Genomic DNA, 11393 nt, shown 5'->3' with positions numbered 1-11393 from the left:
CTATTGCTCTCGCCCTGCAAGTCGTCATCGTTGCTGAGGCGGCAATACAATGCTGTGATCTTGTCTTTCATTCATTCCTCTCTTTCCGACGATCACAGCGGATCATGTATATTATAGCACAAATGTTCTGCATTGTCAATACCAAATGTGCAGATGACCCGCTGTTTCATCGGTTATTTATGCCGTCAGGACGACATCGCTTTGCATATCTCTTTTGTTACCAGACGCTGGAGCAGATCTTCGAGGGATTCTCCGCATTCGAGGTCGAAGTAGGTTTTAACGATGTAGGTCGTGTGACCGATCTTGTACTCCCTCACCGAATTCAGCTCATAGCGCGGGTTCTTCTGTTCTTCTTTTGTAAATGTTGTATCCAAATTAGTTCTCCTTCCGCGATGAAAGGAGGTGATTGTGCTGTCTTTGCGCAGGTGAATACGCAGCGTTTGGCTAGAACGCCAGACAGCCCTGCCGTCAGGCATCACGGCAGGTATGCATGGAGATGATGTATTTATAGTTAACAACATTAGAAATTGCACTTTGAAAACGAGTAAAAGTTCGATATATGCTTTTGCGAAGTTTGCAAAGTAGCAATTTCAATGTCGTTTACTATAGTGCAGGTTATTTATTTGAACGTCGTTGACCGAAGCGGGCAATGCTTCGGTTTTGATATATCTGTTCTCGGGATCAAAGGTTGGCTAGGTCTTATTCCCCGGGAACAGTGGTCTTTTTACATTGGACTCACCTTACCTTTTCTTCATTTTATCTTTTACGCTGATTCTATGCCTGTGTCCGCAGGTGCAGCTTCACTTTCTTCTTCAATATTGTCGCTGTCTTCAGCGGGGATAGATTCAGCTGCCTTATTATTTTCATCGGCAGACTGTCCTTCCTGATTTTCAGCCTTAGCCTTTTCTAGTTCCAACTTATGCTTGGCAATAATCTCATCGATGAACTCAACACAATCCTCGTGCATGAACATAAAATCGATGATTTTACCATACTTGTCCAGCGGCAAAGTGACAGTCATTTTACTCCTGAACTTTTTGCCGACCGCTTGATCAGTCACCATTTCGGCTTTTTCCAGTTCATCGGCAATCTCGGCATCGAGCTTCTTTTTCGCAGTCCGCATGGTTTTCATTTTATTTTGCAGCCGTGTCATCTCATCTTCATACTCTTTTGACTTCACAATTTTTTCTTCTGTTGTCAGCTTCTTGTTACTCAATGGCATTCTCCTTTCCTAGAGGGCAATTCTGCCCCTGCTGCATACGCAGCGATTCGCATACGCGAAAGTTTGACAGGGTGGTAAGTTTTGCGAATTTTTTATTCGATAGTCATTACCCACCATAACCCCGTAGGGCGCACTTATACAAACTCTGCGAGTTTGAAGTGCGCCAAAGAGGGAAAACTCCCTCTCTGGACTCTCCCTTATGCAAGCGATTCCGCTTTAATGCCACACAGCACGGAGGCAGTTTGGGTGTCATAATCGTGGCTTGGACTTCTTTGGCTGCGCTGATTTCTGTTGCGTATTGGCTTGGTTATCCCTTTTGAGATTATTTTGCCGCAACTGGTTTACGAGCATAAGCGCTTTATCTGTGTCAGACTTGCGGAAGAACAACTCCGACTTGCCGTTTTCGTAGATATTGAACTCGCACGGAACATGGTTTGCTTGCAAGTGATTGCTGTATCTCTCCATGTCAGCATAATTGCCGCTGATGTGCTGAGTGTCAGCCAGCGGACAGCCAAGCTGCTGCTCAATGTTGTCAACCAGCGATTGTCTTCGTTCACGCTTTAGCGCTTTTATCTCATTTTCGAGCTCAGCTATCTCGACTTCAAGATTGCGCTGTCTTATCCTACGGTTTTTGTTTCCTTTATCGGTCTTGAAGCCCTTGCGCTCAACAGCACAGACCTCTACACCCATATGTATCTGCGGCAATCGGTCAATGCCCTGATCTTTGTAGCTTCGATGATCGACACGAGCGTCCGAAACGAAATATAGCTTGTGATTACACCAATCAGCCCAACGCTCTCGCCATTCAAGTAGAAGTTTGCGGTCATTCCATGTTCGTTCCTTTTGTGTGAAGCCATTCTTGTCCACGCGGCGGGTGGTCAATAGAATATGGACGTGCGGATTTCCGTCGCCTTTGTCATGTATAGCAAAATCACAGCACATTCCCTTGCTGACAAAACACTGCTTGCAAAACTGCCGCACCAGATCAATCTGATCTTCTCTCGACAGCTCGCGTGGCAATGCAGCGTTGATACTCCGGGCTGTTTGGGAGTTCTTGCGCTTTTCGGCACACTCGGCAGCATTCCATAGTTTGGCTCTGCTGCTGTATTCGGACGGCGCAGATTTCTGAAGCAATATCTCCTTGTGGACAACTTCATGCTTGTTTCGGTAGTCATGCATCTTGCCGTCACGCTCGTTCTTGATTTTCTCGCCTGCGATGTAAGCGGCACTGGCTACACATGAACCGCCACTTGTTCGCGTGACCATTTTGACGTTGAAATGATATATTGCGGTTATCAGCCTTCTTTCGATTTGAATTAATCTCAATATGCACATACGTTCGATTGTATAATAGATTATAGCACGGATGTTCGCGTTTGTCAAGAGCTTATCGAAAATTTGTTCCGTTATCTTTCTTTACCTTGATATGTGCAGCGATAAGTGATGTATCTGCAACTTGTATATTTGCATAAATGAATTTGAACCTGCCGTATTGATGATTCCGCCAGAATTTACAAGCAATAATACAATTAAACTTAAAACAAAACTGACTACGCTTGAATTGCGCAGCCAGTTTCATCGGTGTCACCGCTCCTCCAAAATGTCATCCAAAAGTGAACGTATCTTGTCAAGAACAGATACCGTATTATGTCCATGAAAAAGCATCGAAAAAAACAAACTGACTGATCAGGCATCTGCAAAACGCGGATGCCTGATTTTTCCTTTCATTCTGCACAACTCCACACCTGAACTTTTGTCACCCTCCCCAAGGTTTATGTTATAAATTCAAATTTAATTCACATTAGCTTGACAAAATAATAAAACGGTGATAAAATAATTATATGAATGAATTGTTAATTATCCAAAAAGGAAGCTGACAAAGCCATGCTGGATCATTATAATCGGACAGACAGGGCATAACTGCGCCCTTTTTTTTCAAAAATGTTGATCAAAACGTATTCATTGGGATACGTTTATCCCTTTGATGCGTTTTTTATTTGTAAAAAACAGGAGGTATTGATATGACTATCAGAAATTCGTGGAAACGTGTTATCGCAGGCACATTGGCTGTGCTTGTTGTGGCAGGTAATGTGCCTGCAAACGTGGGTACGGGAGGACTTTTCGTAGGAACGAGCATTACGGCTTATGCTGATTCTGTGACGGATGTGACACTTGATAAAACCACAGCACAGACAGTTAAAGTAGGTGAAAATGTTGCTTTCACAGCTACTGTTGCACCTAACGATGCAACGGATAAGACTGTGCAGTGGAGTATTAATAATACAAATGTGAAGCTGTATTCCGATTCAGCCTGCACCACAGAGGTCGGTACAGATGCAACCGATGTTTTGACCGTCTACGCCAAGGGGATCACAGCTGGCAGTGCTACCGTTACTGCTACAAGCAACGCGGACAACACCAAGAGCGCAAGCTGCGAAGTAACGGTGAAAGAGGTGCAGCCATTATCAATAGTAAAACTGGTACCTCCGGCTGAATGGGAGAATGACCATACAACCTTGACTGCAAACGAACTTGACGGTTTTATGATGTGTGATTTGGAACAGGTGAAAGCATTGGAAGGAGTGCCGGCAAGTGGCAGTGCCTATGTGATTTACAACTTTGATGGTGACTCTATCCAACGTGCATCTTTCAATAATGGAAAATATAACCGTAGTGAAAAAGTTCCCAGATCGCGTCATGATATGTATTTAAATGTTGTTATATATCATGATGAGTACTACTACACCGGTTCTGTATCGGAAACTCATGTTATAACAAATTTAAATTTTAGCGATTACTTTGATGAAAACGGTGTTCTGAAGGATACTGTGCCTGAAGGATCAGTGCTCGATTTTCAAGGCGAATTTTCAGGAGAACTATACAATAAAATTACCATCAATAAAAAGGTAACAATCACTTCAACTTCTGATACGGTTGCGAAATTTGACGGCACCGCAACGGAATCAGGTTCTGATATGACTTTCAATATTGTTTCTGGTGCCGATTATACCACCATCAGCAATCTGGAATTTCTGAATTGCAGACTTGTTATTCAGGGCGCTAAGTATGTGACAGTCGATAATATAGATATATCGGTCAAGGACAAGCGAGTAGGTAGTGGAGTAGGCTTCTTTACAATGTATGGTGGAACCAGCGATGTAGTGGTAAAGAATTCTTATATTGAGGGCAGAAATAATGGCGGCTCATCCTGTGTGATTATTGGCAAGGGAGCAGATCACATTACTTTTGAGAATAATACAATCAAAGCCTCTGGAACTGTTGGAAATATGTTTAATGTAACTCCTTTCAATCTCCAGGGTGACACTAACCCCGGATATGTTACCTTAAAAAACAATAACATAGAAAGTGATGCCGGTGGTGGTATAAGCTATGCAATAGCGCTTACAGGCGAAGGACATATCCTTGAAGGTAACAACATAAAGTGGAAGAATACAGCCATCAATGCTGGATACGGATTAAGCCTTACAAAATGCACCTACAAAAACAATACAGTTACCAATGGAGGCAGTATAAATATAGGTAGCTTCAGTACAGCTGAGGGGAATATCACAGACGGCAACGTTTCCCTTCAAGAAGGTGCTATCTTTACGGATAATACCGTGGGCGGTAAACTGACAGTAAGTCAGAAAGATACACAGATAAAGGAGAATACCTTAAAAAGCGATGTTATCTTCAATAACAATGCCAATAACACGAAATTTGAAAAGAATAATGTGACAGGAACTGTAACAGTAAACAACACGTCAAAAGGAAACTCACTTACAGAAAATACAATTGTTTCAACCGGAGAGTATGCTGTTATCCTGAGATCAACGGCAGCAGATTCAAATACTTCTGTTGTGAACAATACTCTTGTTTCTAAAGATAAAATCGGTGATGACGCAGTAAACCGTGGAACAGGTTCCGGTAATATAATTCAAAACAATGATAGCAGCGGCTATATTGTTTTACTGGATGAATGGGTACAGCCTATAGCTGATATGACCTATACCGGGTCAAATTTAGAACCTGAAGTAGTAGTTAAGAATGACAACACTACATTGACTCAGGGAACAGATTATCTGGTAGCCTATAAGGACAACAAAAATGCAGGAACAGCCACATTGACCATCACTCGTGCAGAAGGCTCTGTTTATGCCGGAAAAGCAGAGAAGTCTTTCACTATAAATAAGGCAGATCCGACACCCGATGCAGTAACAGGGCTGACAGCAGCTTACGGAAAAACACTTGAAGATGTTGCACTTCCTAACGGCTGGACTTGGGACGCTCCTGAAACAAGTGTGGGCAATGCCGGAAATAATACATTCTCCGCTACTTTCACTCCCACAGATACAGCAAATTATAATAACGTTAAGAGAGATCTGACTGTCAATGTAACACCTATCCCTGCAGCTACGACAGCTGTTGATACTCTGAATGCGACCTACGGACAGACACTTGCTGATGTTACATTACCAACTGCCAATAACGGTACATGGACTTGGAAAGATCCTACGACAACTTCTGTCGGAAATGCAGGTACGCATACATTCACAGCTGTATTCACACATTCAAGCACGAACTATACTGCGGTAGAGCAGGACGTGACGATCAATGTTGCAAAGGCAAACCCCACACCCGAAGCAGTAACAGACCTGAATGCTATCTACGAGCAGACACTGGCAGATGTTACACTCCCTACTGCCAATGACGGTACATGGGCTTGGAAAGATCCTACGACAACTTCTGTCGGAAATGCAGGCACGCATACATTCGCAGCTGTATTCACACCTACTAATACAAACTATAATACAGTAGAACAGAACGTTACTGTTAATGTTGCAAAAGCGAACATGACACCTAATCCAGTATCGGAAAGGAATGCGACCTACGAACAGACACTGGCAGATGTTACACTTCCTGCAGCCAATGACGGTACATGGGCTTGGAAAGATCCTACGACAACTTCTGTCGGAAATGCAGGCACGCATACATTCATGGCTGTATTCACACCTACAAATACAAACTATAATACAGTAGAACAGGACGTGACTGTTAAGGTCGCAAAAGCTGACCCCACACCCGAAGCAGTAACAGGTCTGACAGCCGCTTACGGCAAGACACTTGAAGATGTTTCACTTCCTAACGGCTGGACTTGGAACGCTCCTGAAACAAGTGTGGGTAATGTAGGAGATAATGCTTTTGCAGCTACCTACACTCCTGATGATACAGCAAATTACAATACGCTCAATCAGGACCTCACAGTGACAGTTGTTCCCGTTAACAAAACTGCTCTGAACGATGCACTCACAAATGCAAATAACTATCTTGACACTATCAAGAACGATGCAGACTACGCAGCACCTTCTTCGGATCTATCAACTGCAATTTCTACAGTAAATGCAGTTCTGACAAATGATAACGTCACCGAAGCACAGGTAGCACAGGCTATAACTGATGTAAACAACGCTGTTACAACTGCAAAGTCTGACGTTAAGGATATTGACGATACAAAGGCAGCACAGGCTGTGACCAACAAGATCAATGCGCTTACTGCTGCTGAAAATGTATCAACCGCTGACAAGACAGACATCGAAGCTGCAAGAGCTGCTTATGATGATCTGACAGAAGATCAGAAGGCAAAGGTTTCCGCTGACACTCTTGAAAAGCTGACCGATGCTGAGACAGCCCTCGCAGCAGCCGAAAAGGATGCTGCAGATCAGGCAGCAGCAAATGATGTAACAAGCGCTATCAATGATCTGCCCGCAGCAGAAGATATCACAACTGCTGACAAGACAGACATCGAAGCTGCAAGAAAGGCTTATGATGAGCTTACTGACGATCAGAAGGCAAAAGTATCCGCTGAAACAAAGGCAAAGCTTGAAGCAGCTGAGGAAGCTCTTGCAGAAGCCGAAAAACCTGTTATCAAGGGGGACGTAAACTTTGACGGCAAAATAAATACTACCGACCTTATCAAGGTTGTAGCTCACGTCAAGGGTAAAAAGCTGCTTGATGAAAACGCAGCCAAGGCCGCTGATGTTAACAATGACGGTAAGATCAATATCACTGATATTACAAAAATAGCAGCTCACATCAAGGGTAAAAAGCTTATTAAGTGATTTTAATAATTTCTTATTCCTACATTCCTTGAAAGGATCGCCTACATCGTATATAGCGATGTGGGCGATCTACTTTCATTTATAGGCTTCATTCAATTGAAATGCTACAATTTACCTTGAGTACTAATCTGTTGATTAAGACAATGCATTATATAATAACTGCCACACCCGAAGATGTGGCAGTTGATTCGCTGTATATCATCTGTATAAATTGTTTTGGTATGGATAGATTACTTCTTTTGCGCTAGTCAGATAAAGCTCCCTTCCTTGGCATCTGCTCCTCAATTTGTTAAAATTTTACATAACTCTTAGTACAAAATTCACAATGATATGTTTTTCATCTTGAATTTTAAGGGATAATATGATATAATTATAAATAAATTGCGAACTATTATCCTGCCGTAAAGGAGGGAGAAAATGTCATCGATAACTTTATCTAAGATAGTTATGTATGCCGCTTCGATGCTGATAGACACAACTGGCATACTTTTCACTCTGCTGAACCGACGTACCGATAAACAGCAGAATAAATTGTATCTCGCCATGCTCGTGATACTCGACCTCAATTGTATGTCTGAGATACTTGCAGCCTGCAATACTATTCGGGCGGCTGTGTCGCCTGTTGCCGCTATGGCAGTGAGGTTCGGGCATTTTTCCTACTTCCTGCTCCACTCCATAGTGCCGTCGATATTCCTGTTCTACGTCCTTTATGTCTGCGGCGCAAATCTCAACGGCAAGCGAAAACGCTATATGCTGGTGACGATACCTGCATTTGTCATAGAAGCGATTGTCCTCCTCAACCCCGCTACAAAGTGGATGTACTACTACGACCGAAATATGGTCTACCATCGCAGCTGGGGGCTTATGGTGATATACGTCCTCAGCGGACTGTACATAGCTATGGCGATATTCATGCTGCTTTTCTCATGGAAAGCCCTTAACCGCAAGCGCCGCACTGCGCTGATATATTTCTTCACCGTGGCGATACTTGGTATAGTTGTACAGCTGATAAACTACGAGATACGCACCGAGCTTATCTCCGAAGCCATAGGTCTTCTGGGCGTTATGATAGCCATCGAGATAGAGGACGACCGCATCGACGCAGGCATGGGCGTATACAACCGCCGCGCCATAAAGTCCGATATGCATACCTATATCGTCAGCGGCAGAAGCCTCTCCCTTGTGGGCGTGAAGATAACCAATACCGAGATAATCAAGCGCGCCACAGGTTCGGATAATACCGAAGCCCTTTCAAAGCTGGTGGCTGAGTATCTCCGCACCCTTGTGCCCAGATACTATATCTATAGCACAAATCCCGATACCTTTATGATAACTGTCATGGGTACCGATGATGATAAAGTCACATATCTTGCCGAAACTATCAGCGAGAGGTTTGAAAAGCCCTGGAAGATAGGCGATAACGAGATACCTCTGAAAGTCCTTGTTATGGCGGCTGACGTTCCCGGAAGGATACGCAGTGTCAGCGATGCGCTTTATATGGCGGATAGCCCTGTGCCCAAAAAATTGGACAAAAATATCCTCAAAGGTTCCGACCTTGACTACCTGCTTCGTCGTGCCGCGGTGGAAAGTGCTATATCGCGCGGTCTTGAACAGCATAATTTCGAGGTCTTCTACCAGCCCACCTACCGCGTTTCCGATAACACTCTACACGGTGCCGAAGCGCTGATACGTCTCCATGACCCCGAATTGGGCAACCTTTTTCCCGATGAATTCATTCCCATCGCCGAGCAGATAGGTCTTATCGACGATGTAGACGACTACGTTTTCCATGAAGTCTGCGAGTTCGTAAAAAGCGGTATACCCGCCGAAAACGGTATGGAATGCATAAACGTCAACCTCTCGGTACTGCAATGTATGCAGCCCGACTTTGCCGAGAATGTCATCAGCGTTGCTGAAAGCATAGGTGTTGACAAAAAAATGATAAACTTCGAGATAACAGAATCCATCGCCGCCAGCGATTACAGCGCCCTCAGCAGGGTAGTGCGTATACTGAAAAGGCAGGGCTTCCGCTTTTCAATGGACGACTACGGCACAGGGTATTCAAATATGCAGTCCATATTCAGGCTGGATTTTGATATAATCAAGATCGACAAAAGCATACTCTGGAGCGCTGAAAAGGGGCAGATGGGTCAGATAATCCTTGACAGCAGCGTGCGCATGATAAGGCAGATGCGCCGCAAGATACTGGTGGAAGGCGTTGAGACCGAGCACCAGCTGCAAATGCTCCGTGACCTGGGTGTGGATTACGCTCAGGGCTACCTCTATTCAAAGCCTGTGTCCAAAAGGGATTTCATAGCCCTTATAACAAATGGCAAACACGTGACCTCCTAGATATATTTTCAGGAAAAGCGGCGTTCTCCACACAGAGAACGCCGTTTTTCTGTTGTCATCGTCCGCCAAGCTCATGCCATTTTTCTGCGGATATATCCTCACCCCGCGGAAAAATACCGGTACTTTCCGTATTTGAAGCCGCCTGACCCTCAGTCATGTCATCCGCCGCAAAAGTCTCCCCGCCGCATTCGGTCACAGCCTTTTTCAGCGCTTCAAAATTCCCCATATCCCGCTCCATCAGAAGTCTCCTCAGCTCAGGCGAAAGGGAAGCGAAAAACGCCCTGCTCTCCCTGTCTCTGCCCAAAAGCTCCGTAAGTTTCCTGTTTTCTACCATGTGAACACTCCCCACAAAAAAATACCGAGGTCGCCCCTCGGTATCATTCTGCCCAAAATTCGGCATATCATTCACTTTTTGAAACGCATATATCCCTAAGCGGACACCCCGCGCACTTCGGGCTTCTCGCCGTGCAGAACTCTCTGCCGAAAAGCACCAGCCTGTGGCACAGGTCGTTGCTCTTGTCGGGTGGGAGTATCTTCCAGAGCTCTTCCTCGACTTTTGCGGGCTCCTTGCTCTTCACCAGACCCAGCCGACCCGTTATGCGTATGCAGTGGGTGTCCGTCACCACTGCGGGCTTGTGGTAGATGTCCCCCATAATGAGGTTCGCCGTCTTTCGCCCTATACCGCTGAGTTTCGTAAGCCCCTCCAGGGTGTCGGGCAGAGCCCCGCCATGCTCGTCACGGAGCTGTATGCACATCTCCTTTATGGACTTCGCCTTGGTCTTGTAAAGTCCGCAGGGCTTAACTATCTCCTCGATGTCCGATATATCCGCATCGGCAAACTCCGCTATGCTGTGGTACTTCGCAAACAGGTCCTTCGTCACGATGTTCACCCGCGCATCGGTACACTGTGCCGAAAGCCGCGTGGCTATCAGCAGTTCATGGGGCTGAGAATATTCCAGCGAGCACTTAGCATCGGGGTACTGCTTTTCAAGCCGTTCTATCACCTGCAAGGCAAGGTCTTTTTTCTGCTTCAGATTCATACTCTCACTCCCATATATCGGCGTGCTGAAAATTCATGGCGTACAGCGTGTCCGTCAATTCGTCGGCAGACTTACCCTCCACCAGCGGACGGTACCTGTCGCTGAGATACCTGATATTCTCGGTGAAGTGCTCACCCTCCACATCCTCCTCATTCTCCGCCGCCAGAAGCATCTGTATGTACACGAACTCGTCGAAGTCATGTCCGTAGACAGTAGGCGCTTCATAGCTGTCATGAGGATACAGAATCACCGCAGGCTCAGCATTGCCATCGGTGTACAGCAGACAGTACATATCCCCGCCGCCCTCATGCCCGAAAGGCACAATGCGCACGCCGCTGCGTATCCTGAGCTTCTTGTCCTCTTCCATCCACGAAGCCAGCTTCGCCAGTTCCTCAGCCGCAGACTGCACCTCTTCAAACAGGTACATCTCGCAGGCGCCGTCCAGCATCAGGAACGCCTTGCTGTCGCTGATATACTCCCTGATACGGGCTTTCCGCTCCCCCTGACTAAGCTCCAGCCACTTCATGGCACCGCAGTCGTATATCCTGTGGAAAGCCTGCGGAAAACGTATCTCCTGCTGTCTTTCAAGTTCGCTCAAAGTCATCTTTCTGACCTCCCTTATACCTATCATGCCGCCGCACGATATATTTTTATTTGATA

At 45.4% G+C, this 11393-nt stretch carries 8 protein-coding genes; 2 read left to right on the top strand and 6 right to left on the bottom strand.

Going from position 1 to position 11393, the window contains the following annotated elements; all coding sequences use genetic code 11:
* Nucleotides 1-185: 185 nt before the first annotated feature.
* From BMY75_RS18555 to mobQ, 3 genes are all read right to left on the bottom strand, one after another.
* Nucleotides 186-374: a transposon-encoded TnpW family protein gene (locus BMY75_RS18555; protein ID WP_074836081.1), complete on the bottom strand. Its 189-nt coding sequence runs from the start codon at nucleotides 372-374 to the stop codon at nucleotides 186-188.
* A 389-nt stretch (nucleotides 375-763) separates the two neighbouring features.
* Nucleotides 764-1216, bottom strand: a complete 453-nt coding sequence (locus tag BMY75_RS16390) for a hypothetical protein (RefSeq protein WP_074836079.1) — start codon at nucleotides 1214-1216, stop codon at nucleotides 764-766.
* A gap of 255 nt (nucleotides 1217-1471) precedes the next feature.
* Nucleotides 1472-2557: a MobQ family relaxase gene (gene mobQ / locus BMY75_RS16385; protein WP_278289284.1), complete on the bottom strand. Its 1086-nt coding sequence runs from the start codon at nucleotides 2555-2557 to the stop codon at nucleotides 1472-1474.
* 686 nt (nucleotides 2558-3243) lie between these two features.
* Between mobQ and BMY75_RS18550 the strand changes: the two genes are divergently transcribed.
* Nucleotides 3244-7341, top strand: a complete 4098-nt coding sequence (locus BMY75_RS18550; RefSeq protein WP_074836070.1) for a dockerin type I domain-containing protein — start codon at nucleotides 3244-3246, stop codon at nucleotides 7339-7341.
* Nucleotides 7342-7758: 417 nt separating this feature from the next.
* Nucleotides 7759-9693, top strand: a complete 1935-nt coding sequence (locus BMY75_RS16370) for an EAL domain-containing protein (protein ID WP_074836068.1) — start codon at nucleotides 7759-7761, stop codon at nucleotides 9691-9693.
* A 55-nt stretch (nucleotides 9694-9748) separates the two neighbouring features.
* On the opposite strand, the gene BMY75_RS16365 is transcribed toward BMY75_RS16370, so the two are convergent.
* The 3 genes from BMY75_RS16365 to BMY75_RS16355 form a co-directional block, all read right to left on the bottom strand.
* Nucleotides 9749-10027 (bottom strand): hypothetical protein, encoded by a 279-nt coding sequence (locus tag BMY75_RS16365; protein ID WP_074836065.1) that lies wholly within the window; start codon nucleotides 10025-10027, stop codon nucleotides 9749-9751.
* Between the two features lie 67 nt (nucleotides 10028-10094).
* Nucleotides 10095-10733 carry an endonuclease III gene (gene nth, locus BMY75_RS16360; protein ID WP_074836062.1) on the bottom strand — a complete coding sequence of 213 codons (639 nt, stop codon included), beginning with the start codon at nucleotides 10731-10733 and terminating at the stop codon, nucleotides 10095-10097.
* A 4-nt stretch (nucleotides 10734-10737) separates the two neighbouring features.
* Entirely contained in the window at nucleotides 10738-11337 is a 600-nt protein-coding gene (locus BMY75_RS16355) for an SMI1/KNR4 family protein (RefSeq protein ID WP_074836059.1), read from the bottom strand.
* Nucleotides 11338-11393 lie beyond the last annotated feature (56 nt).

Source organism: Hominimerdicola alba, from assembly GCF_900109655.1.
Classification (GTDB): Bacteria; Bacillota; Clostridia; order Oscillospirales; family Ruminococcaceae; genus Hominimerdicola; species Hominimerdicola alba_B.
This window is presented reverse-complemented; position numbering and strand designations above follow the sequence as displayed.